The 23232-nt window shown below is 69.2% G+C and carries 24 protein-coding genes; 5 read left to right on the top strand and 19 right to left on the bottom strand.

The genetic code is table 11. From position 1 onward, the window contains the following. Positions 1-3: 3 nt before the first annotated feature. A complete protein-coding gene (locus A5696_RS24055; protein ID WP_067883485.1) occupies positions 4-1398 on the bottom strand; it encodes a 13E12 repeat family protein in 1395 nt (464 codons plus the stop codon). 190 nt (positions 1399-1588) lie between these two features. Between A5696_RS24055 and A5696_RS24050 the strand changes: the two genes are divergently transcribed. The 5 genes from A5696_RS24050 to A5696_RS24030 are packed head-to-tail and all read left to right on the top strand — an operon-like array spanning position 1589 to position 5691. Then, the gene (locus A5696_RS24050; RefSeq protein ID WP_067883484.1) at positions 1589-2536 is read left to right on the top strand and encodes a DUF4129 domain-containing protein; all 948 of its coding nucleotides are present in this window, start codon (positions 1589-1591) and stop codon (positions 2534-2536) included. Continuing rightward, on the top strand, positions 2533-3015 hold the full coding sequence (locus A5696_RS24045) for a hypothetical protein (protein WP_067883483.1): 483 nt from the start codon (positions 2533-2535) through the stop codon (positions 3013-3015). The genes A5696_RS24050 and A5696_RS24045 overlap by 4 nt, the downstream gene beginning before the upstream one ends. Beyond that, entirely contained in the window at positions 3012-3983 is a 972-nt protein-coding gene (locus A5696_RS24040; RefSeq protein ID WP_067883482.1) for a MoxR family ATPase, read from the top strand. The genes A5696_RS24045 and A5696_RS24040 overlap by 4 nt, the downstream gene beginning before the upstream one ends. Further along, positions 3980-5248, top strand: a complete 1269-nt coding sequence (locus tag A5696_RS24035) for a DUF58 domain-containing protein (protein WP_067883481.1) — start codon at positions 3980-3982, stop codon at positions 5246-5248. Before A5696_RS24040 ends, A5696_RS24035 begins: the two co-directional genes overlap by 4 nt. After that, the gene (locus A5696_RS24030) at positions 5245-5691 is read left to right on the top strand and encodes a hypothetical protein (RefSeq protein ID WP_067883480.1); all 447 of its coding nucleotides are present in this window, start codon (positions 5245-5247) and stop codon (positions 5689-5691) included. Before A5696_RS24035 ends, A5696_RS24030 begins: the two co-directional genes overlap by 4 nt. A 15-nt stretch (positions 5692-5706) precedes the next feature. Here the strand turns inward: A5696_RS24030 and nuoN are convergent, their stop codons facing one another. The 18 genes from nuoN to A5696_RS23940 form a co-directional block, all read right to left on the bottom strand. Then, a complete protein-coding gene (nuoN, locus tag A5696_RS24025; protein WP_067883479.1) occupies positions 5707-7299 on the bottom strand; it encodes an NADH-quinone oxidoreductase subunit NuoN in 1593 nt (530 codons plus the stop codon). Then, positions 7296-8894: an NADH-quinone oxidoreductase subunit M gene (locus A5696_RS24020; protein ID WP_067883553.1), complete on the bottom strand. Its 1599-nt coding sequence runs from the start codon at positions 8892-8894 to the stop codon at positions 7296-7298. Before A5696_RS24020 ends, nuoN begins: the two co-directional genes overlap by 4 nt. Beyond that, on the bottom strand, positions 8891-10777 hold the full coding sequence (gene nuoL / locus A5696_RS24015) for an NADH-quinone oxidoreductase subunit L (RefSeq protein ID WP_067883478.1): 1887 nt from the start codon (positions 10775-10777) through the stop codon (positions 8891-8893). The genes A5696_RS24020 and nuoL overlap by 4 nt, the downstream gene beginning before the upstream one ends. An 11-nt stretch (positions 10778-10788) precedes the next feature. Then, positions 10789-11088: an NADH-quinone oxidoreductase subunit NuoK gene (gene nuoK, locus A5696_RS24010; protein ID WP_047313174.1), complete on the bottom strand. Its 300-nt coding sequence runs from the start codon at positions 11086-11088 to the stop codon at positions 10789-10791. Continuing rightward, entirely contained in the window at positions 11085-11867 is a 783-nt protein-coding gene (locus A5696_RS24005) for an NADH-quinone oxidoreductase subunit J (RefSeq protein WP_067883477.1), read from the bottom strand. The genes nuoK and A5696_RS24005 overlap by 4 nt, the downstream gene beginning before the upstream one ends. After that, entirely contained in the window at positions 11864-12409 is a 546-nt protein-coding gene (gene nuoI, locus A5696_RS24000; RefSeq protein WP_067883476.1) for an NADH-quinone oxidoreductase subunit NuoI, read from the bottom strand. Before nuoI ends, A5696_RS24005 begins: the two co-directional genes overlap by 4 nt. After that, the gene (nuoH, locus tag A5696_RS23995) at positions 12402-13661 is read right to left on the bottom strand and encodes an NADH-quinone oxidoreductase subunit NuoH (RefSeq protein ID WP_197517066.1); all 1260 of its coding nucleotides are present in this window, start codon (positions 13659-13661) and stop codon (positions 12402-12404) included. Before nuoH ends, nuoI begins: the two co-directional genes overlap by 8 nt. 8 nt (positions 13662-13669) lie before the next feature. Continuing rightward, positions 13670-16096, bottom strand: coding sequence for an NADH-quinone oxidoreductase subunit G (locus A5696_RS23990; RefSeq protein WP_067883474.1), 2427 nt, complete (start codon positions 16094-16096; stop codon positions 13670-13672). Next, a complete protein-coding gene (gene nuoF / locus A5696_RS23985) occupies positions 16093-17424 on the bottom strand; it encodes an NADH-quinone oxidoreductase subunit NuoF (protein ID WP_067883473.1) in 1332 nt (443 codons plus the stop codon). Before nuoF ends, A5696_RS23990 begins: the two co-directional genes overlap by 4 nt. Continuing rightward, on the bottom strand, positions 17424-18188 hold the full coding sequence (nuoE, locus tag A5696_RS23980; protein WP_067883472.1) for an NADH-quinone oxidoreductase subunit NuoE: 765 nt from the start codon (positions 18186-18188) through the stop codon (positions 17424-17426). Before nuoE ends, nuoF begins: the two co-directional genes overlap by 1 nt. After that, positions 18185-19483, bottom strand: a complete 1299-nt coding sequence (gene nuoD, locus A5696_RS23975) for an NADH dehydrogenase (quinone) subunit D (RefSeq protein WP_067883471.1) — start codon at positions 19481-19483, stop codon at positions 18185-18187. Before nuoD ends, nuoE begins: the two co-directional genes overlap by 4 nt. Next, the gene (locus A5696_RS23970; RefSeq protein ID WP_067883470.1) at positions 19483-20211 is read right to left on the bottom strand and encodes an NADH-quinone oxidoreductase subunit C; all 729 of its coding nucleotides are present in this window, start codon (positions 20209-20211) and stop codon (positions 19483-19485) included. The genes nuoD and A5696_RS23970 overlap by 1 nt, the downstream gene beginning before the upstream one ends. Beyond that, positions 20208-20762, bottom strand: coding sequence for an NADH-quinone oxidoreductase subunit B family protein (locus A5696_RS23965; RefSeq protein ID WP_055402988.1), 555 nt, complete (start codon positions 20760-20762; stop codon positions 20208-20210). The genes A5696_RS23970 and A5696_RS23965 overlap by 4 nt, the downstream gene beginning before the upstream one ends. 7 nt (positions 20763-20769) lie before the next feature. Next, entirely contained in the window at positions 20770-21147 is a 378-nt protein-coding gene (locus A5696_RS23960; protein WP_067883552.1) for an NADH-quinone oxidoreductase subunit A, read from the bottom strand. 262 nt (positions 21148-21409) lie between these two features. After that, entirely contained in the window at positions 21410-21808 is a 399-nt protein-coding gene (locus tag A5696_RS23955; RefSeq protein WP_067883469.1) for a response regulator transcription factor, read from the bottom strand. Positions 21809-21837: 29 nt separating this feature from the next. Continuing rightward, positions 21838-22374, bottom strand: coding sequence for a YceI family protein (locus tag A5696_RS23950; protein WP_067883468.1), 537 nt, complete (start codon positions 22372-22374; stop codon positions 21838-21840). A gap of 25 nt (positions 22375-22399) precedes the next feature. Next, a complete protein-coding gene (locus A5696_RS23945) occupies positions 22400-22801 on the bottom strand; it encodes a nuclear transport factor 2 family protein (RefSeq protein ID WP_067883467.1) in 402 nt (133 codons plus the stop codon). Positions 22802-22812: 11 nt separating this feature from the next. Then, positions 22813-23151, bottom strand: a complete 339-nt coding sequence (locus A5696_RS23940) for a DUF6285 domain-containing protein (protein WP_067883466.1) — start codon at positions 23149-23151, stop codon at positions 22813-22815. Positions 23152-23232: the final 81 nt, after the last annotated feature.

Genomic DNA, 23232 nt, shown 5'->3' with positions numbered 1-23232 from the left:
CGTTCAGTGTGTCACTGGAGGCTCTTGTTCTTCGTCGGGTGGGTCGGGGTTGCTGTGGAGGAGTTCTTCGGGGTGGTGGGCGTGGTTGATTGCCGGTGGGGTGGTGCCGTTGGTCCAGGCGAGGCGTCCGGTGTCGGTGACTTCGGTGTGGTAGTCGCCGCGGGTGGCGGCGTCGTGGTCGTTGTCGCAGGCGAAGAAGAGTTTGTCGGCGTCGGTGCGTCCGCCAGCGGCCCAGTCGGGTGCGTGGTGTACTTCGCTGCGGTAGCCGGGGATGAGGCAGTGGGGGCGGGTGCAGCCGCGGTCGCGGGCGTAGCAGATCAGTCGTTGGTCGGCGGTGGCGATCCGTTTTTGCCGGCCCAGATACAGCGGCCGGTTGGTGTGGTCGTCGAACACGGCCAGGTAGTGGATGGCGTGGGTGGCCAGCCGGATCAGGTCCCGCATCGGCAGCCGGGAGCCGCCGCCGGTGCGCGCCGGCGGTGGCATCGGGATCGAGGAGTCCGCGGCGGCGTGGGCGGCCTGGTTGAGTTCGGCCAGGGTGGTGGTGACGATGACGGTGACGGGGTGGCCGCGGTGGGTGCCGAGCTTGCCGGAGTCGATGGCGATCTTAAGGCCGAGTTTGAGCGCGTCGTGGCAACGCTGCGCGGCGGTGCGGGTGTCGGGCTGCTCGGGCGGGGCGTTGTCGGGTTGGTGGCGGCCGGGGCGCACGGCGGCCTCGAGGGCCTCGAGGTAGGCGCGGGCCTCGGGGTCGAGCAACCCCGACAGCCGTGACATGCCGTCGGGTCCTTGCGGGCCCAGGCGCAGGCCGCGGCGGCGGGCCCGGTCCTCGTCGGTGAACAGCCCGTCGGGGTTGAGGTAGTCGGCGATGCGCTGTCCCAGCCGGGTGAGCACGCCGGAGTCCAGCTTTCTGGCATGGGCGACCAGGGTGCGTTCGGCCTCGGTCACGTCGGTCGGCGACACGGCGGCCGGCAGCAGGTCGAGGGCCTGGCAGATGGCGCGGATGTGGTCCTCGCCGAGCGCGCCGGCGGCCACCGCGGCCGCCACCTCGGTCAGTTCCGGGGGCAGCGGGGGGCCGCTCAGCGAGCGCCGCGGCCTAATCCGGGCGGCGAGTTTGAACCGGCGGCGCAGCTCGCCGGGGGTGATCCGCAGCCGCGCGCACAGCCGCGCCCGCACGGCCGGGGCGGACTCGGCGCCGTCGGGCGGCTCGGCGATCTCACCGAACACCCGATACATCAACCCCCGGTTGGTGCGCTCCTGTGTCTCGAGCCGCTCGGCCACCTCGACGCGAAACTCGTTGCCCACCAGATCGGAGCTGGTCTGACGCAGCACGTCGTGGGCGGCATCGATCGCGTCCAGAGCCGCACCGATCCGCTCCCGCGCCACCTCCGCACTGACACCCATGCCCCGACGCTAAAAACCACCCCCGTCAAGACCCCACACCCCCGAGCATGCCGGCCGCGGCCTGTGGATAGAACCGCAACTGTGCACAAACCCCCATCGGCAGGTTCCTGGCGGGATGCCCGCCTGACGTGCCAGTATGGGGAAAGCCAGTGCCGCAACGGCGGCAGGCAACCGGTCGAGTGGTGTGCGCATGCCCGGTATTGACAAGCCGACGGGGCGCGTCGTCGCGCTGCTCGTCTTGATGATCTTCGTCGCCGCCGCCCTCCGCGGATACCTGCCCGCCCAGGGCCATGGGTCGCGCGCGGAGCCGGGCGGCGGTCGGGCGGCTCTGCTCTTCGTGATCGTGACCCTCAGCGCGACCCTCGCTCTGCTGGCGATCGCCGTCATCGCGCGGTTGCGCGATCCGCGCGCGATGGCGCCGAAGCAGGAAGACCTGTCCGACATGCTGGGCACCGGGAAGGGCCGCCCGAGCTGGCGCGTGTTGCTGATCGGGCTCGCGCTGATCGTGGCATGGCTGCTGATCGCGACGCTGCTGATCCACTACCTGATGCCGCACGACGTCAACCCCGCCGCCCCCGGCCCGGCCCCAGCCGCACAGCCGTCGGGACGCCCGGGCGGGCAGCCGGCGCAGCAACATCCCCAGAACAATTCCGGGGACATGTTCGGGGTTCTGCTTGCCGGCGCGATCCCGATGATGGTGGTCATCGTGGCCGGCTCGGTGATCATGGCGCGGCGACGGTGGCGCGGCGCGGGGGTGGCCGCCGCCCACGCCGACGATCACTTCGAATCCCCGGCGGCCACGGCGCCATCCGAATCCCTCGTGCGCGCCGCCGAGGTCGGACTGGCTGAGATCGGCGACCTCAGCCGGGAGCCGCGCGAGGCGATCATCGCCTGCTATGCCGCGATGGAGCGGGAGCTGGCCAACGTGCCCGGCGCCGCACCCCAGGACTTCGACACGCCGACCGAGGTCCTCGTCCGCGCCGTCGAACACCATGCGCTGCAGGCCGATAACGCCGAGCGGCTGGTTAACCTGTTCGAAGAGGCACGTTTCAGCCCACACGTGATGAGCGAGGAGCATCGCGAGGTGGCGGTAAACGTGCTGCGGCTGGTCCTGGCGGAATTGCGGAGCCCGGTATGAAAAAGCTCATAGCCCTGGGTATTTGCCTCGTGGTGGGGATCGAGCTGCTGGCGCTGATCCTGCACGGGCGCCGGTTCCTGCTCGCCGCCGCGGGCATCGCCCTTGCGCTGGTGCTGCTCAACGTCCGTCGTTATCTGGGCCGCAACAACGAACCGGCCGCCGAGACCGGCTACGACGATCTGGGGGATTCGTTGCGCCGCTGGCTCGCCACCACCGAGACGACGATCCGGTGGTCGGACTCCACGCGGGCGGACTGGGACCGCCATCTGCGCCCCATGCTGGCGCGGCGTTACGAGATGACAACGGGCCAAAGGCAATCCAAGGATCCCATGGCATATCACGCGACCGGCCGGATGCTTTTCGGCGCCGAGCTGTGGGAATGGGTCAATCCCAACAACGTCACGCGCACCGGCGACCATCACACCGGTCCGGGCCGCGCGGTGCTGGAACAGATCCTGCGAAAGTTGGAGCAAATATGACGCTGCCGGCCGCGACAACCACCGCCCAGTGCGAGGCGGTGCTCGACGAGATCGAACGGGCGGTGGTGGGGAAGCGCTCGGCGCTGACGCTCATCCTGATCGCGGTCCTGGCGCGCGGCCACGTGCTCATCGAGGACCTGCCCGGCCTGGGCAAGACGCTCATCGCGCGATCGTTCGCCGCCGCGCTGGGGCTGCGCTTCACCCGGGTGCAGTTCACGCCGGACCTGCTGCCCGCGGACCTGCTCGGCTCGACGATCTACGACATGCAGTCCGGTCGTTTCGCCTTCCGGGCCGGACCGATCTTCACCAACCTGCTGCTTGCCGACGAGATCAACCGCACGCCGCCCAAGACGCAGGCGGCGTTGCTGGAGGCGATGGCCGAGGGCCAGGTGAGCATAGACGGCGAAACCCACAAGCTGCCAACGCCTTTCATCGTGCTGGCCACCGACAACCCGATCGAGTACGAGGGTACCTATCCGTTGCCGGAGGCGCAGCTGGACCGGTTCGCGATCCGGCTGGAACTGCGCTACCTCTCCGAGCGGGACGAGACCGCGATGCTGCGCCGCCGCCTGGAACGGGGTTCGGCCGAGCCGACGGTGAATCAGGTGGTGGACGCGCATGATCTGCTGGCGATGCGCGAGTCGGTCGAGCAGGTGACCGTGCACGAGGACGTTCTGCACTACGTGGTGTCCCTGGCCACCGCCACCCGGCACCACCCACAGGTCGCCGTGGGGGCCAGCCCCCGCGCCGAGCTCGACCTCGTGCAGCTCGCGCGCGCCCGCGCGTTGTTGCTCGGCCGCGATTACGTGATCCCCGAAGACGTCAAGGCGCTCGCCGTCGCGGCCGTGGCGCACCGGATCACCCTGCGGCCGGAGATGTGGGTACGCAAGATCCAGGGCGCCGACGTCGTCGGGGAACTGCTGCGGCGCTTGCCGGTGCCTCGAACGAGCGGCGGCCACGGGGCGTGATCCAAGGCCGCGATGTCGAGTTCCGTTGGCGCGCATCGCCGTTGACGCGGGCGATCGCGACATGCGCCGGGGTCGCGCTGGCCGCCGCCGTGATCGGGACGCGCTGGCAGCTGATCGCCTTCGCGGCGCCGCTGCTCGGGGTGCTCTGCTCGATCAGCTGGCAGCCTTCCGTGCCGAAGATCCGGGTGCACGGGGAACCGGACTCGCAGCGCTGTTTTGAAAACGAGCGGGCGCGGGTGAAAGTCTGGATAACCGAAGACCCCTCGCGCGCGGGGGCTTCCGCGGTCGAGCTCACCACTTCGTCGGTCGAAGGCATGGAGCTCGAAGCGCTCGAGGCGGATTCCGGCCACGCGAAAACCGTTGCGGCGACCGCGCAACGCTGGGGCCGCTACCCGGTCCGGGCGCGGGTCGAGGTGGTCGCGCGCGGCGGGTTGCTGACGGGGACGGCCACCGTGGACGCGGCCGATGTGCTCGTGTTCCCGCTCACGCCGCCGCAGTCGACGCCGATCCCGCAGACGGAGTTGCTCGACCGCCTGGGCGCCCACCTCACCCGGCACGTGGGCCCGGGCGTCGAGTACGCGGACATTCGCCCCTACGTGCCCGGTGATCAACTGCGGGCGGTGAACTGGCCGGTGAGCGCCCGCCGCCGCCAATTGCACGTGACGCAACGGTTGACCGACCGCGCCGCCGACGTGGTGGTGCTGATCGACAGGTACCGGCAGCCGGCGGGCCCGGCGACCGCTGCGACCGAACGAGTGGTGCGCGGGGCGGCGCAGGTGGTGCAGACCGCCCTGCGGCACGGCGATCGCGCCGGGATGGTCGCGCTCGGCGGCAACCGTCCGCGGTGGCTCGGCGCCGACATCGGACAGCGCCAGTTCTATCGGGTGCTCGACACCGTGCTCGGCGCCGGCGACGAGTTCGAAAACACCACGGGCACACTGGCGCCGCGGGCGGCCGTTCCGGTGGGGGCGATCGTGATCGCGTTCTCCACGTTGCTCGACACGGAGTTCGCGCTGGCGCTGATCGACCTCCGCAAACGCGGCCACGTCGTGATCGCGGTCGACGTCCTCGACAGCTCGCCTTTCGAGGCCCAGCAGGACCCGCTGATCGACCGGATGTGGGCGCTGCAGCGCTCGGCCATGTATCGCGACATGGCGACGGTCGGCGTGGACATCGTGGGTTGGCGGGGGGACAGCACGCTGGATCAGTCGATGGGTGTGCTGCCGGATCGCCGCCACCGCGTGCGCGGACGGCTCCGGGTATGAAGTCGACCGCGCGTCCGGCCACACTGGCCGTCTCAACCGTTTTCGGCGCGCTCATGGCCGTACTGGCCGCCGTCGGCTCGCACGGACCGGCGCTCGTCGTGGCGGCGGGAGCCCTGCTGGCCGTGGGTGTCGGCGTGGCCCTCCGCCCCGCGGCGACGATCGCCGTGTTGCTGTCGGTGGCGACGATCCTGGCCTCGGATCCGTCGCTTGTCTGCACCGCCTGGTCCGGCCTGTGCGCGGCCGCCTACCTGGTGTGCCGCCATGCGGCGGCGACGCCCGGCGCGGTGATGTGGAGCTGGCCGACCGCCCTTGCGGCCGTGGGGTTCAGCTGCGCGGGCCTGGTCGCGACGTCGTTCCCGCTGCAGCTGCCGTGGTTGCCGCTCGTAGCGCCGGTGGGGGTCTTGGCGATCTACGTCCTGGCGACGCGCCCGTTCGTGAGCTGACTACCCGACGCCGGTTCAGTGCAGCAGCTGGGCCGCCTGATCGGCCAGGTCGAGCAGCGGCTGCGGGAAGATTCCCAACAGCACCGTGACCAAGGCGCATACCGCGATCGCGGCCTTGCTGAGGACGCCCGGCGCCACCACGTGTGGGGTGTCGTCGGTCGCCTCGGTGAAGAACATCGACACGATGACGCGCACGTAGAAGTAGGCGGCGACACCGCTGGCGACGACGCCGACGACGACCAGCGGCACCGCGCCGCCCTGCGCGGCGGCCTTGAACACGGCGAGCTTGCTGACGAAGCCACTCGTCAGCGGGATGCCCGCGAACGCCAGCAGGAACATCGAAAACATCACGCCCACAATGGGGGAGCGCTGCCCGAGCCCGGCCCAGTGCGACAGCGTGGCGTCCTCGACGCCGTCGGCGTTGCGAATCAGGCCCACGATGGCGAACGCGCCGAGCGTGCTGAAGCTGTAGGCGACCAGATAGAACATCGTTGCCGACAAACCGGCCGCGTTGTCCGCGATCACGCCGGTGAGGATGAAGCCCACGTGCGCGACGGACGAGTAGGCCAGCATCCGCTTGACGTCGGTCTGGTTGACGGCGGTGATCGTGCCCACCGCCATCGTCAGGATCGAAATCGTCCACAGCACCGGACGCCATTGGTCGTGCAGCGGCGGCAGGGCCACGTAGACCACCCGCAGCAGCGCGCCGAACGCCGCCACCTTGGTGGCCGCCGCCATGAACCCCGTGATCGGTGTGGGCGCACCCTGGTAGACATCGGGAATCCACGAGTGGAACGGCACCGCACCCACTTTGAACAGCAGCCCGACCGACAGCAGCGCGACGCCGATCAACGCCATCGAGGTATCGCCATGGGCGGCAACGGCATCCCGGATCCCGGGCAGCAGCAGCGTGCCGGTCGCGCCGTAGAGCAACGCCACCCCGTACAGGAAGAACGCCGAGGAGAACGCGCCCAGCAGGAAGTACTTCATCGCCGCTTCCTGCGAGAGCAGGCGGCGATGACGCGCCAGCCCGCACATCAGGTACAGCGGCAGCGACAAAACCTCCAGGGCGACGAACATCGTCAGCAGGTCGTTGGACGCGGGGAAGACCATCATGCCGCCGACGGACAGCATCGCCAGCGGGAAGAGCTCGGTCTGCGCGGCGCCGGCCCGCTCCGCCTCGCGCTCGGCGTCGCTGCCGGGAACCGCGGAGGCCTGCGGCGTAAAGGAATCCAGGCCACCGGAGCCCGCCGCGACCCCTGCTGTGGCCACGGACTTGGTGTCGGCCTTGGCCTGTGTCCGCTCGGCCATGAAGATGACGGCCAGCACCGCGACCAGCAGAACGGTGCCCTGCAGAAACAGCGACGGTCGGTCGATCGCCACCGCGCCCAGCACCGCCGCGCGACCCGACGCCGGCACCGACTCGGCGACCTCCACGTCCGCGACCAGCGCCGCGATCAGGCCGCCCAGGGCCAGCGTCACCTGGGTGGCGTACCGAATTCGCCTGGGGACGAACGCTTCCACGAGCACCCCGGCGACGGCGACACCGAAGACGATGAGCATCGGGCACAGCAGGAAGTACTCGACGCTGGGGGTGGGCAGGGTCATCGGTGCGGTCCTTCGGCTGTCTTCGGGGAGCCAACGCCCGAAACCGGGCGGGTCACGCTCGGCGCGGGGTCATGCTGGCCGATGGTGGTCATCGTGTTCTGCACGGCCGGATTGATCAGGTCCAGCACCGGCTTGGGGTAGACGCCGAGCACCAGCAGGAGCGCGACGAGCGGGGCGACGACGACCAGCTCGCGCGCCTTCAGGTCCCCGATGCCCTCGCTGCCGGCGGCCACCGGGCCCGTCATCACCCGCTGGTAGAGCCACAACATGTAGATCGCCGACAGGACCAACGCGGTCACGCCGAACGCCGCCGCCAGCCAGTAGCGGTTGAAAGTGCCCAGCAGGACCAGGAATTCGCTGATGAACGGCGCCAGGCCCGGAAGCGACAGCGTCGCCATGGCCGAGACGAGGAAGGTGCCCGCCAGGATGGGCGCCACCTTCTGCACGCCCCCATAGTCGGCGATCGCCCGGCTGCCGCGCCGGGATATCAGGAAGCCCGCGATCAGGAACACCGCCGCGGTGGACAGGCCGTGGTTGAGCATGTACAGCGTCGACCCGCTCTGTCCCTGGGTGGTCATCACGAAGATGCCCAGGATGATGAACCCGAAGTGGGAGATCGACGTGTAGGCGATCAGCCGCATGATGTCGGCCTGGCCGATCGCCACGATCGCGCCGTAGATCACGCCGATGACGGCGAGCACGATGATCAGCGGACGGAAATACGTTGAGGCGCTGGGGAACAGCTGCAGGCAGTAGCGCAGCATGCCGAAGGTGCCGACCTTGTCCATCACGGCCATCATCAGCACCGCGGTCGCCGGCGTGGCCTCGACCGCGGCGTCGGGCAGCCAGCGGTGGAACGGCCACAGCGGCGCCTTGATCGCGAACGCGAACATGAAGCCCAAGAACAGCGCCTTGAACACCGCGGGGTCGGCACCGTAGCGGCCAGACGCCACGCCGGCGACGATGTCACGGAAGTCGAACGTGCCCGAGCCGTGCTGCGCGGTCACCACGTAGAGCCCGATGACGGCCGCCAGCATGATCAGGCCGCCGAACAGGTTGTACAGCAAGAACTTCACCGCGGCGCGCGACCTGCCGGGTCCCGAACCGAAGCCGCCGATCAGGAAGTACATCGGCACCAGCATGGCTTCGAAGAACACGTAGAACAGCAGCACGTCCAGCGCGACCACCGAGACCAGCACCATCGACTCGATGGCCAGCGTCAGCGCGACGTAGGCGTGCACGCTGCGAGAATTTGCCTGGGTGCCCTGCCTGCCGTCGTTCCAGCCGGCCACCTGCAGCAGCGGGATCAGCACCGCGGTCAGCAGCACCAGCACCACGGCGATGCCGTCCACCCCGAGGGAGTAACCCGCGCCGAACGCCGGTATCCACCTGTGGCTTTCGACGAACTGGTAGGTGGGGCCGCCCGTCTTGAAGCCGACGGTGACGACGATCGCCACCGCCAGCGTCAGCACGCCGACGAACAGGCCCGCCCACTTGGCCAGCTGTCGCATCCCGGGGGGAAGCAGGATGATCAGCCCGGAACCCGCCAGCGGCAGCAGCCACAGGATGCTCAGCCACGGGATGTTGGCGCTCACCACGCCCGCACCGCCAAGATCAGGGCGACCACCAGCACCGCGCCGGCCAGCATCGAGAGGGCGTAGTTGCGGGCGAACCCGGTTTGGAAGCGCCGCAGGCCGTTTGACGTCCGGCTCACGAGCGCCGCGAGCGCGTTGACCGAGCCGTCCACGCCCGCGTTGTCGACCTCGACCAGCGCTCCGGTCAGTTGCGCACCAGGGCGCATGAACACCTCCTCGTTGAAGGCATCGCCGTACAGGTCGGCGCGCGCGGCGGTGGTGAGCGGCGAGACCCGGACGGGGGCCACCCTGGGGATGGGCGACATCGCGTACATCCGGTAGGCCACCGCGATGCCGATCGCGACGACGCCGAGCGCCACGACGGTGGTGACCCAGGCGGGCAGCGCATGGGCGGCCTCTTCGCGCGTCCCGACGACGGGCTCGAGCCAGTGCTGCAGGGCTCCGCCCCACCAGAACAGCAGGCCGGAGAACGCCGAACCGACGGCGAGCAGGATCATCGGCCACGCCATCACGGCCGGCGCCTCGTGCGGGTGGCTGCCGGGGGCCCAACGCTTTTCACCGAAGAAGGTCATCAGCATGACGCGGGTCATGTAGAAGGCGGTGACGCCGGCGCCCAGCAGCGCCGCCCCGCCCAGCACGTAGCCGCGGGTGTCCCCGGAGGACAGGGCCGCCTCGATGATCTTGTCCTTGGAGAAGAAACCGGCGAAGGGTGGCACCCCGATGATCGCCAGATAGCCCAGGCCGAATGTGGCGAAGGTGATCGGCAAAGCCTTGCGCAGGCCGCCGTAGCGGCGCATGTTCTGCTCCTCGTGCATCGCGTGGATCACCGCACCGGAGCCGAGGAACAGCCCGGCCTTGAAGAAGCCGTGGGTGAGCAGGTGCATGATCGCGAAGGCGTAGCCGGCCGGGCCGAGGCCGGCGGCCAGCACCATATAGCCGATCTGGCTCATGGTCGACGCCGCCAGGGCGCGCTTGATGTCGTCCTTGGCGCAGCCGATGAGCGCCCCGAACAGCAGGGTGACGGCCCCGACGATCACCACGCCCAATTGCGCGTCGGGGGAGAGGTTGTAGAGCGGATTGGACCGCACGATCAGGTACACGCCGGCGGTCACCATGGTGGCGGCGTGGATCAGCGCGGACACCGGCGTCGGGCCCTCCATCGCGTCGCCCAACCAGGCCTGCAGCGGGACCTGGGCGGATTTGGCGCAGGCGCCCAGCAGCAGCAGCAATCCCATCGCCGTCAGCGCGCCCCGGCCGGCGGCGGGCGCGCCGGCGAACACGCCGGCGTACGACAGCGTGCCGAATGTGCTGAACATCAGGAACATTCCGAGTGCCAGGCCGGCGTCCCCGACCCGGTTCATCACGAACGCCTTCTTGGCCGCGGTGGCCGCCGTCGGCTTGTGATACCAGAAGCCGATGAGCAGATACGAGGCCAGGCCGACGCCCTCCCAGCCGACGTAGAGCACCACGTAGTTGTCGGCGACCACCAGCAGCAGCATCGAGGCCAGAAACAGGTTGAGGTAGCCGAAGAAGCGGCGGCGGTCCGGGTCGTCGGCCATGTAGCCGACCGAATAGATGTGGATCAGCGACCCGACGCCGGAGATCAGCAGCACGAAACACACTGACAGCTGGTCGATCTGCAGCCCGAGGTCCACCTGCAGTTGACCGACGGGAATCCAGCTGAACACCTTCTGGTGGATGACCCGGTCGTCCCCGCCGCGGCCGAGCAGCTCGCTGAGCAGGCCCAGCCCCACGCCGAACGCCGCCAGCGCGGTCGCGCAGCCCAGCAGGTGCCCCCACCCGTCGGTGCGCCTGCCCCCGAACAACAAGATCGCGGCGCCCGCCAATGGCAGCGCCACCAGCAGCCAGGTGTAGTCAGTCATCGTGACGTTGTTCAGCCTTTGAGTAGGTTCGCGTCGTCGACCGACGCCGATTTGCGGGCACGGAAAATCGTCATGATGATGGCCAGGCCCACCACGACCTCGCACGCGGCGACCACCATCGTGAAGAAGGCGATCATCTGGCCGTCGAGATGGCCGTGCATCCGCGCGAACGTGACGAACGCCAGGTTGACGGCGTTGAGCATCAGCTCGACGCACATGAACATCACGATGGCGTTGCGGCGCAACAACACACCCGCGGCGCCGATGGTGAAGAGCAGCGCCGAAAGATACAGATAGTTGGCCGGATTCACGACGCACCGCCCTTCACGGCCTCCGCGGGTGTCTCTCGGACTTCTGCGCCGTCCGCGCCCCGGATCTTCAGGATCGGGGACACCGACAGGCCCGAGTAGGAGCCGTCGGGCAGCAGCGCGGCGACGTCGACCGCGTTGTGGCGCGCGTACACACCGGGGTTGGGCAGCGGGGTCGCCCGCCCGCCGGGCCGGAACCGCTCCTCGGACAGTTCGCGTTGCGTCTTGCGGCGTTCGAAGCGCTCCCGGTGCGCCAGCACCATCGCCCCCACGGCCGCGGTGATCAGCAGCGCGCTGGTCAGCTCGAACGCCCAGAGGTAGCGCGAAAAGATCAGGGCGGCCAGGCCTTCCACGTTGCCGCCGGAATTGGCCGTGGTGAGGCCGAGGAAACCGCCGGTCGCCACGTTGCCGATGCCCGCGAGCAGCAGGATGCCGAACCCGAGGCCCGTGAACACCGCCGCGATGCGCTGGCCGCGCAGCGTCTCCTTCAGCGACTCCGCGGAATCCACGCCGATCAGCATCAGCACGAACAGGAACAGCATCATCACCGCGCCGGTGTAGACGACCACCTGGACGATGCCCAGGAACAGCGCGTCCTGGACCATGTAGAACACCGCCAGGATGATCATCGTCATCGCCAGGAACATCGCGGAGTAGACAGCGTTGGCCGCCAGCACCACGCCGAGCGCGCCGAGCACCGCCAGCGCGCCCAGCACCCAGAACGTGACCGCCTCGCCGGTCGAGGTGCGAACGATGGTGTCGGCGGCGAGCGTCGCGGTCATCTTGCGTCTCCGGCGCTCTCGTGCTCGCGCAGTCCCTCCGCGGTCACGTTGCCCTGGTAGTAGTCCTTGTCGGTGGCGCCGGCGGCCCGCGGGTGCGGCGGCGCCGTCATCTCCGGCGTGAGGGGGGCGAGCAGCCGGTCCTTCTCGTAGATGAGGTCGGCCCGGTTGTCGTCGGCCATCTCGTAGTCGTTGGTCATCGTCAGCGCCCTGGTGGGGCAGGCCTCGATGCACAGGCCGCAGCCGATGCAGCGCAGGTAGTTGATCTGGTACACGCGGCCGTAGCGTTCGCCCGGCGAGTACCGCAGCTCCTCGGTGTTGTCGGCGCCCTCGACGTAGATCGCGTCGGCGGGGCAGGCCCAGGCGCACAGCTCGCACCCGATGCACTTCTCCAGGCCGTCGGGGTACCGGTTGAGTTGGTGACGGCCGTGATAGCGCGGCGCGACCGGCCCCGGCTTCTCCGGATATTCCTCCGTGACGTGCTTTTTGAACATCGAGCCGAGCGTCACGCCGAATCCGGCTACGGCGTCGAGAAATTTAGGCACGTGCGTCCTCCTTGCTCGCGCCGACCTTCCGCGCGGGTAGCGGCGGCGTCGGGAAGGCCGGCTCGGTGATTGCGGGGGAGGGGATTTCGTCGCGCTGCCGGCGCAGCTGACGCTCCATCGCGCGAATGCTCGGCGCCGTGAACGGTTTTCGCAACAGCAGCACCAGCGCGCCGGCCACGACGATGCTGCTGACCACCAGCACCGGCGTCCAGTGCGCGTATCCCTGGTTGCGCGCCGTGCGGATCACGGCGGCGATCAGCACCCACACCAGTGAGGCCGGGATCAGCAGTTTCCACCCCAGCGCCATGAACTGGTCGTAGCGCAGCCGGGGCAGGCTGGCGCGCAGCCAGAAGTAGATGAACAGGAAGGTCCACATCTTGAGCGTGAACCACAGCACCGGCCACCATCCGGAGTTGGCGCCCGCCCACATGTTCAGCGGCCAGGGCGCGTGCCACCCGCCGAAGAACATGGCCGTGGCCAGTGAGGACACCGTCATCATGTTGACGTACTCGGCCAGCATGAACATGGCGAACTTCAGCGAGGAGTATTCGGTGTGGAATCCCGCGACCAGTTCGCCTTCGGCCTCGGGCAGATCGAATGGGGCGCGGTTGGTCTCGCCGACCATCGAGATCAGGTAGATCACGAACGACGGCAGCAACAGGAACACGAACCAGACGCGGTCCTGCGCGGCCACGATCTGCGACGTCGACATGGTGCCGGCGTAGAGGAACACCGCGGTGAACGACAGCCCCATCGCGACCTCATAGGAGATCACCTGCGCGGTGGAGCGCACCCCGCCCAGCAGCGGGTAGGTCGATCCCGACGCCCAGCCGCCGAGCACGATGCCGTACACGCCGATCGCCGAGAGCCCCAGGATGAACAACACCGCGACCGGGAGGTCGGTCAGCTGCAGGGGCGTGCGGTGGCCGAACACCGACACCACCGGGCCGAACGGGATGAACGCGAACGCGGTGAACGCGGGGATGACCGAAAAGACCGGCGCCGCAAAGTAAACGAACTTGTCGATGCCGCCGGGGGTGATGCTTTCCTTCAGCGCCAGCTTGATCCCGTCGGCCAGGCTCTGCAGGGCGCCCCACGGCCCCGCCCGGTTGGGGCCGGGCCGCAACTGCATCCAGCCGAGGACCTTGCGTTCGAGCAGGATCGCGACCAGCACGTTGAGCATGAGGAAGACGAAGATGGCCAGCGCCTTGCCCAGCACCAGCCACCAGGTGTCGTGCCCGAAGTCGGTCAAGGTGGTCGTCATGAGCCCACTCCGATTTCCCCCACTGCGATTTCCACTGTGCTGCCGATCGTTACGCCCAATTTCCGGTGCACCGCCGAACCCGGCGAGTTCAGCGGAAGCCACACCACCCGGTCGGGCATGTCGGTGATGTCCAGCGGCAGCGTGATCGATCCGCGCGGCGTGCTGACCGTGACGTTGTCGCCGTCGGCGGCGCCGATCTCGGCGGCGGTGCCTGCGGACAGCCGGGCGACGGGCTTGCGCGCGGTGCCGGCCAGGTGCGGTTCGCCGTCCTGCATCCGGCCCTCGTCGAGCAGCAACCGCCATCCGGCCAGCACGGCCTGACCCTGCCCCGGCTCGGCCGGCGCCGGGGTGGCGACCTGCGGGGCGGCGGCGCGCTCACCGTCCCAGGTACCCAGGCGGGACAGTTCCTCGCGGGCCGCTTCGACGGTGGTGGTTCCCAGATAGACGCCCATCTCGTCGGCCAGCGTGTCGAGCACCTTGTGGTCGGACACCCCGGCCTGCTGGGTGGTGCCGTGCAGCGCCGGCGCGAACCCGCGGTAGCGGCCCTCCCAGTTGACGAAGGCGCCGGACTTCTGCGTCGTCGGCGCGACCGGGAACACCACGTCGGCGCGCTCGGTGACCGGGCTGTGCCGCAGCTCCAGGCTGACGACGAAACCGGCGGCGTCCAGCGCGGCCAGCACCGCGTCGGGATCGGGGAAGTCGTTGGGTTCGATGCCGCCGACCAGCAGCGCCGCCAGGGAGCCGTCCGTGGCGGCGGCCAGGATGGCATGGGCGTCCCGCCCTGCGGCGGAAGGCAATTCGTCGACGTTCCAGGCCGCCGCGACCTGCGCCCGGGCGGCGTCGTCGGACACCGGGCGACCGCCGGGCAGCAGCGTGGGCAGCGCGCCGGCCTCCAGGCCGCCGCGCTCGCCGGCGCGGCGCGGCACCCACGCCAGCCGCGCGCCGGTCGCGTCGGCGAGCCGGGCGGCCGCGGACAGCCCGCCGGGCACCGTGGCCAGGCGCTCGCCGACCATGATGACCGCGCCCGGTTTCGACAGCAGCTCACCGATCTCGCCGCCGCCCAGCGCGTCCAGCGCGGCCGCTTCGGCGCCGGGAACGGTCTTGATCAGCCGGCCCGCCATCTTGGTCAGCGCGCGCGTCGCGAACGGCGCGACCGCGTATACGGGGACCCCGTGCTTGCGGGCGGCCTTGCGCAGCCGCAGGAACACGATGGGCGACTCGTCCTCCGGCTCGAAGGAGACCAGGACCACCACCGGCGCGGTTTCCAGGTCGGTGTAACTCACCGTCACCGGCCGGCCGGCGACGCGGGCGGCCAGGAAGTCGGCCTCCTCGGCCGAGTGCGGCCGGGCGCGGAAGTCGATGTCGTTGGTGTCCAACGTGATTCGGGCGAACTTGCTGTAGGCGTAGGCGTCTTCCCAGGTGACCCGGCCGCCGACCAGCACGCCGGTGCGCCCCCGGGCCGCCTCGAGCCCCTCGGCCGCCGCGACGATCGCGTGCGACCACGACGCCGGCCGCAGCTCGCCGTTGGCGTCCCGGACCAGGGGGTTGGTGATCACGTCGTGCCGGGTCGCGTAGGTGAACGCCCACCGGCCCTTGTCGCAGTTCCACTCCTCGTTGACCTCGGGGTCGTCGCCGGCCAGCCGGCGCAGCACCTTGCCGCGGCGGTGGTCGGTGCGCTGAGCGCACCCGGAGGCGCAGTGCTCGCACACGCTGGGGCTGGAGACCAGGTCGAAGGGGCGCGCCCGGAAGCGATACGCGGTGCCGGTCAGCGCGCCCACCGGGCAGATCTGCACCGTGTTGCCCGAAAAGTAGGAATCGAACGGCTCGTTGGCGTAGATGCCGACCTGTTGCAGGGCGCCGCGCTCCTGCATGTCGATGAACGGGTCACCGGCGATCTGCTCGGAGAACCGGGTGCAGCGGGCGCACAGGATGCAGCGCTCGCGGTCCAGCAGCACCTGCGCGGAGATGTTGATCGGCTTGGCGAAGGTGCGCTTGACGTCGGTGAAGCGAGAGTCGGTGCGGCCGTTGGACATTGCCTGGTTCTGCAACGGGCATTCGCCGCCCTTGTCGCACATCGGGCAGTCCAGCGGGTGGTTGATCAGCAGCAGCTCCATGACGCCGTGCTGGGCTTTGTCCGCGGCCTCGGACGTGAGCTGGGTGCGCACCACCATGTCGTCGGTGGCGACGGTCGTGCACGACGCCATCGGCTTGCGCTGTCCCTCTACCTCGACCAGGCACTGCCGGCACGCGCCGACCGGGTCCAGCAGCGGGTGATCGCAGAACCGCGGGATCTGGATGCCCATCAACTCGGCCGCGCGGATCACCAGAGTCCCCTTGGGCACGCTGATTTCGGCGCCGTCGATGGTCAACGTCACCATCTCCGGCCGGCTCACCTGGTTTTCGGTGTCGGCGGCCTGTGTCACGCGGTACCTCCGTTGAGCATCGAGTCTTGCGGGTCGAACGGGCAGCCGCCCCCCTCGACGTGCGCGACGTATTCGTCGCGGAAGTACTTGATCGACGACATCACCGGGCTGGCGGCGCCATCGCCCAAGGCGCAGAAGGACTTTCCCAGGATGGTGTCGGAGATGTCCGACAGCTTGTCGATGTCCTCTGACGTGCCCCCACCGGTTTCCAGCCGCTCGTAGATCTTGTCCAGCCAGAAGGTGCCCTCCCGGCACGGGGTGCACTTGCCGCACGATTCGTGCTTGTAGAACTCGGTCCAGCGGCGGACCGCGCGCACCACGCACGTGGTCTCGTCGAAGATCTCGAGCGCCTTGGTGCCCAGCATGGAACCGGCGCCGCCCACGCCCTCGTAGTCCAGCGGCACGTCGAGGTGCTCGTCGGTGAGCAGCGGCGTCGACGACCCGCCGGGCGTCCAGAACTTGAGCCGGTGCCCCGTCCGCACGCCGCCCGCGTAGGCGAGCAACTCGCGCAACGTGATCCCGAGAGGGGCCTCGTACTGGCCCGGCCGGGTGACGTGACCGGACAGCGAATACAGCGTGAAGCCCGGCGATTTCTCGCTGCCCATCGACCGGAACCACTCGACGCCGTGCAGGATGATCGCCGGCACGCTGGCGATCGTCTCGACGTTGTTGATCACCGTGGGGCAGCCGTACAGCCCGGCCACCGCGGGGAACGGTGGCCGCAGCCGCGGCTGCCCGCGCCTGCCCTCCAGCGAGTCCAGCAGCGCCGTCTCCTCGCCACAGATGTAGGCGCCGGCGCCGGCGTGCACCACCAACTCCAGATCGAAGCCCGAACCGTTGATGTCGCGGCCCAGGTAACCGGCGGCGTAGGCCTCGGCCACCGCGTTCTGCAGCCGGCGCAACACCGGCAGCACCTCACCGCGCACGTAGATGAACGCGTGGCTGGCCCGGATCGCGTACGCGGCGATGATGACGCCCTCGACGAGCACGTGCGGCGTCGCCAGCATCAGCGGAATGTCTTTGCACGTACCGGGTTCCGACTCGTCGGCGTTGACCACCAGGTAGTGCGGCTTGGCGGCCGGGCCGGTGTCGCCCTGCGGGATGAACGACCACTTGGTTCCCGTCGAGAAGCCCGCGCCGCCGCGGCCGCGCAGGCCGGAGTCCTTGACGACCCCGATCACGTCGTCGGGCTCCATGCCCAGCGCCTTCTGCATGGCCCCATAGCCGTCGTTGCGGCGGTAGGTCTCCAACGTCCACGACTCGGGATCGTCCCAAAAGCGGCTGATCACCGGTGTCAGCGGCGTCGCCTGGGCGCTGGGCGCGGCCATCACTGATCCTTCCCGGACGACGGGGTGTCGGGCGCCTCCATGCCGAGTTCCTTCGCCACCCGCAGGCCGGCCAACGTCGCCTCGCCCGCGCCGCCCTGGCCCTGGTCGGGGCGCTCGTCGGGCAGGCCGGCCAGGATGCGCGACGTCTCACGGAAGGCACACAGCGGGGCGCCGCGGGTCGGCGCCTGGGGCCGGCCGGAGCGCAGGGAGTCGACGAGTTCGCGCGCCGACTCCGGCGTCTGATTGTCGAAGAACTCCCAGTTGACCATGACGACGGGTGCGAAGTCGCACGCGGCGTTGCACTCGATGTGCTGCAGGGTGATCTTGCCGTCGGGCGTGGTCTGGTCGTTGCGCACGCCGAGGTGATTGACCAGCGTTTCGAAGATGGCGTCGCCGCCCATCACCGCGCACAGGGTGTTGGTGCAGACCCCGACCAGGTAGTCGCCGGTGGGCCCGCGGCGATACATCGTGTAAAAGCTTGCCACCGCGGACACTTCGGCGCCGGTCAGCCCCAGCTGCTCCCCGCAGAACTCCAGGCCCGCCGGGGTCAGGTAGGAGTCTTGCGCCTGCACCAGGTGCAGCAGCGGCAGCAGGGCCGAGCGCTTGTTGGGGTAGCGGCCCATGATCTCCTTGGCGTCGACCTCGAGGCGCGCCCGTACCTCCGGCGGGTACGACTGCGGGGCGCCCTCGACCACGAACGCGTTGGGCTCGCCTGGCGGCGGGCCGAGCCGGATGAACACCGGCTGCCCCTGCGGCCCCGTCATCGGTCCACCCCGCCCATCACCGGGTCGATGCTGGCGACCGCGGCGATGAGGTCGGCGACCATCCCGCCCTCGCACATCGCGGCGACGGATTGCAGGTTGGTGAAGGACGGGTCCCGGTAGTGCACCCGGTAGGGGCGGGTGCCGCCGTCGCTGACCATGTGCACGCCGAGCTCGCCGCGGGGCGATTCCACCGCGGTGTACACCTGGCCCGCGGGAACGCGGATGCCCTCGGTGACCAGCTTGAAGTGGTGGATCAGCGACTCCATCGAGCTGCCCATGATCTTGGCGATGTGCTCGGGTGAGTTCCCCAGGCCGTCGGGCCCGAGCTTCAGGTCGGCCGGCCAGGCGATCTTGCGATCCTCGATCATCGTCGGTCCCGGCCGCAGCTTGTCCAGACACTGCTCCACGATCTTGATCGACTCCCACATCTCCTTGACGCGAATGATGTAGCGCCCGTACGCATCACAACCTTCATCGGTGATCACGTCGAACTCGTAGTTCTCGTAGCCGCAGTAGGGCTCGCTCTTGCGTAGGTCGTGCGGCAGCCCGGTGGCACGCAGGATCGGGCCGGTGATGCCCAGCGCCATGCAGCCGGTCAGGTCCAGGTAGCCCACGCCCTCGGTGCGCGCCTTCCAGATGGCGTTCTCGTTGAGCAGATCGCCCATTTCGCGCAGCGGTTGCTTCAGCTGCTCGAGGGCCTCGGCGATCTCGGTTTCCGCGCCGGGCGGCAGGTCCTGCGCCACGCCGCCGGGACGGATGTAGGCGCTGTTCATCCGCAGGCCGGTGATCTTCTCGAACAGCGTCAGGACGATCTCGCGGCCCCGGAAGCCGACGAACATCGGGGTCATCGCGCCCAGTTCCATGCCGCCGGTGGCCAACGCGACCAGATGCGACGAGATCCGGTTGAGCTCCATCATCATGACGCGGATGACGTTGACGCGCTCCGGTATCTCGTCGGTGATGCCGAGCAGCTTCTCCACACCGAGGCAGTAGGCGGCCTCGTTGAAAAACGGTGAGAGATAATCCATCCGGGTCACGAAGGTGACACCCTGGGTCCAGTAGCGGTATTCGAGGTTCTTCTCGATCCCGGTGTGCAGATAGCCGATTCCGCACCGCGCCTGGGTGACGGTCTCGCCCTCGATCTCCAGGATCAACCGCAACACCCCGTGGGTGGACGGGTGCTGCGGGCCCATGTTGACGACGATGCGCTCGCCCGGGTCGGCGTTGCGGGCGGCGTCGACGATCTGGTCCCAGTCCTGGCCGCCCGCGACCAGGACGGTTTCGGTGTCGGTCATCAGTTATAGCCCCTGCGCTCGTCGGGTGGGGGAATCTTCGCGCCCTTGTATTCGACCGGGATGCCGCCCAGCGGGTAGTCCTTGCGCTGCGGATGCCCGTGCCAGTCGTCGGGCATCTCGATCCTGGTGAGCGAGGGATGGCCGTCGAAGATGATCCCGAAGAAGTCGTAGGTTTCCCGCTCGTGCCAGTCGTTGGTGGGGTAGACCGCATACAGCGACGGGATGTGCGGATCGCTGTCCGGCGCAGCCACTTCCAGCCGCAGCCGACGGTTGTGGGTGATCGACTGCAGCGGGTAGACGGCGTGCAGTTCCCGGCCGGTCTCGTGGGGGTAGTGCACGCCGTTCACACCCAGGCACATCTCGAAGCGCAGGTCCGGTTCGTCGCGCAGCCGCCGGGCGACCTGCGGCAGCAGCCCGCGGTTCACGTGCAACGTCAGCTCGCCGCGGTCGACCACGACTTTCTCTACGGCGTCGTCGAATTCGACGCCCTCGCGGCCCAGCGCCTCGGCCAGCCGGTCGGCGATGTCGTCGAAGTAACCGCCGTAGGGCCGGGGGCTGCTGCCCGGCAGCGTGACCTCGCGCACCAACCGCCCGTATCCGGACGTGTCGCCGGTGCCCCTGACGCCGAACATGCCGCGACGGACGTCGATGACCTCTTCGTCGGCCGTAGGGACGGCTCCTCCCACCTCGCTGGCCGCAACCTTCGGGTCGTGGTCTGGCGAGCTCATCGCAGCAGACCGCGCATCTCGATGGTGGGCCGGGCCGCCAGCGCCGCCTGCTCGGCCTCGGCGATGGCTTCCTCGCGGTTGACGCCCAGCGGCATCTGCTGAATCTTCTCGTGCAGCTTCAGGATTGCGTGCAGCAGCATCTCCGGACGCGGCGGGCAGCCGGGCAGGTAGATGTCCACCGGGACCACGTGATCCACGCCCTGCACGATCGCGTAGTTGTTGAACATCCCGCCCGATGACGCGCAGACGCCCATGGCCAGCACCCATTTCGGCTCGCCCATCTGGTCGTAGATCTGCCGCAGCACCGGCGCCATCTTCTGGCTCACCCGCCCGGCCACGATCATCAGGTCGGCCTGGCGCGGGGTCGCCGAGAACCGCTCCATGCCGAACCGCGCGATGTCGAACCTCGGCCCGGCCGTCGCCATCATCTCGATGGCGCAGCAGGCCAGCCCGAAGGTCGCCGGCCACAACGAGTTCTTGCGGACGTAGCCCGCAACCTTCTCGACCGTCGACAGCAGGATGCCACCGGGCAGCTGTTCTTCCAGGCCCACGTCTACCTCAATCCCACGTCAGGCCGCCGCGGCGCCACACGTATGCGTAGGCCACGAAGACCGTGAGCATGAACACCACCATCTCGACCAGCGCGAAGGTCCCCAGGGCGTCGTAGCTGACCGCCCACGGGTACAGGAAGACGATCTCGATGTCGAAGACGATGAACAGCATCGCCGTGAGGTAGTACTTCACCGGAAACCGCTGGCCGGCCGTCGCGTGCGGGCCGCTCACCGGCGTTTCGGTGGGCTCGATGCCGCACTCGTAGGCGGCCAGCTTCGACTTGTTGTAGCGGGTCGGGCCGGCCAAACTCGCGATCGCGACCGAGCCCACGGCAAAGGCAGCGGCGATCGCGCCCAGCACCAGGATGGGTATGTAGACGTTCAACTCGCTCCATGATCCGTCGTGTGGGCCGCCGCTGAGCCTTTCAACGGTGGCCAGGCGGTAACCGGGCCGCTGTGACGAGCCGGGTCTGTAGCCCGCCGCAGTGACCTTCAACATAGCGTCGTTGCGGCCGGCGCACGTGCCCGGGGTGGTGCTATTTGCCCGGTTTTAACGTGGCCGCATCCGGGCGCGTCGCGGCGGGGATGCCGGGCGACCGCCCACACGGCTCAGGTTTCCGTGTCGGCGCAGGTGAAAGCGCAAATTGCTAGCGAGCGGGAGTGCGGAGCAGCCCCAGCACCGTGCGGCCCAGCACGATGGGGTCCAGCGGGTGCGGCACCGCGCCCTCGGCGCGCGACCAACTGGCCAACCAGGCGTCGTCGCGGCGGCCGGTGAGCACCACGATCGGCGGGCAGCTGGAGAGTTCGTCCTTGAGCTGTTTGGCGATGCCCATGCCGCCGGTCGGGGTCGCCTCCCCGTCGAGAATGGCCAAGTCGATGCCGCCCTCGTCCATGGTGCGGATCACCATCGGGCCGGTCGCCACCTCCACGTAGCTCAACTCGGGCAGGTCCGGGTGCAGCTGCTTGCCGAGCGCCCGCATCACCTGCTCGCGGGTTTCGGCGTTGTCGCTGTAGACGAGGATCCGCAGGGGGGTGGAGTCGGCCACGCTCAGATGGTAGCGGTGACCCCGCCGCCTTACCCGTCCGCCCGAACGAAGACCACCTGCGCGGCGGCCGTCACCGTCGCGCCCATCATGCCCAGCCTGTTCCAGCCCAGCCCGAACTTGGACCGGTCGATTTGGGTTCCCCCGGCGATCTGGATGGCCCCGTCGTCGAGCTCGGTGATCGTGACGGGCAGGGGCAGCGGCGCGGTGCTGCCCTTGATGGTGAAGGACGCCTGGAGGTCGGCGGACCGGCCCTGGGTGGGGTGCACGGCGGTGACGACGACGCTGATGTCGGGGTAGCGCTCGACGTCGAAGAAGTCGGGCGAGCGCAGGTGTTTGTCGCGGCGGCCGATGCCGGTGTCCACCGACGCCGCCCGGATGTCGACGCGGCCGAAGACGGCGCCCTTGTTGGTCAACTGCCCGTCGCCGCTGAACTCGGTGAAGCGGCCCTTGACGGTCAGCAGCCCCCACATGTTCTTGATCTTGAAGGTGATCGCGGACCGGTCGGGAACGAGGTTCCACACCCCGGCCGTGTCGGGATCGCTCAGCAGCGTTTCCAGTGTCGTCATCGTCAACTCGCCCCTTTCCGGCCCCTCAGTCGATCAGGGGCGCGATGTCAGCCGGGTCGAAGTACTCGTCGATCCGGTCGATCAGGCCGTCTTCGCCCACCCTAATCACGATGCAGACCCGCATCGAGATCGATTGCCCGGCATGCCCGGTGGCGTGCAAGATGTGCTGCTGCACGAAGCCCCCGTCGAACAGCTGACGGTCGAGGATCTCGTAGCGCCGATCCGTGGTCGCGGTGATGAACCAGTCGATGACCCGCATCGCGCGCGCCTTGTCGTCCGACCTGGCGGGGTCGCGGCGCGCCCCGGCGCGCCACACGGCGATGTCGCCGCTCCACATCCGGTCGACGGCGCCGGAATCGCCTTGTTCGATCGCCGCGAACAGTCGGTCGGCGACGTCGATGATCGTTTCCGTACTGGCAGCCGGCATGACACCCGCTCCTATTCGCTGTCGTATCCGGGGTGGGCGACGGCCAGCCGGCGCCGCACCAGGGTGCGCAGGCAGGCGGTGACCTCGTCACCGCGCCCGTCCAACTCGCCGGCCCGGATGGCGGCGGCCAGCTGTTCCTCGTCGGCAAAGCCCAGATCGGCCAGCGCCGCAAGGGATTCCGCCTCGGTCTCGTCGAGCAGTTCCCGCTCGACGATCCGCAGCGCGTTGGCGGCGACCCGGGCGTGGAAGTTGACCTGCCCGCTGGTCGCTTCCCGGACGTCGGTTTCCAGGAATTCGGCCACCGCGGCCACGAGTTCGGCCGCGAGCGGCCGGCCGTAGGCGCCGATCACGGCCGCACCTCCGTCAATTGCCCGCCTCCCTCCTCGCGCCGTCCCCCGCAAGCGGGCGGTACCCCCAGCGCGGCGCACATC

The organism is Mycobacterium sp. E2699, from assembly GCF_001666745.1.
Classification (GTDB): domain Bacteria; phylum Actinomycetota; class Actinomycetes; order Mycobacteriales; family Mycobacteriaceae; genus Mycobacterium.
Note: the sequence above shows the minus strand (reverse complement) of the source record. Positions and strands in the feature narration are given on the sequence as shown.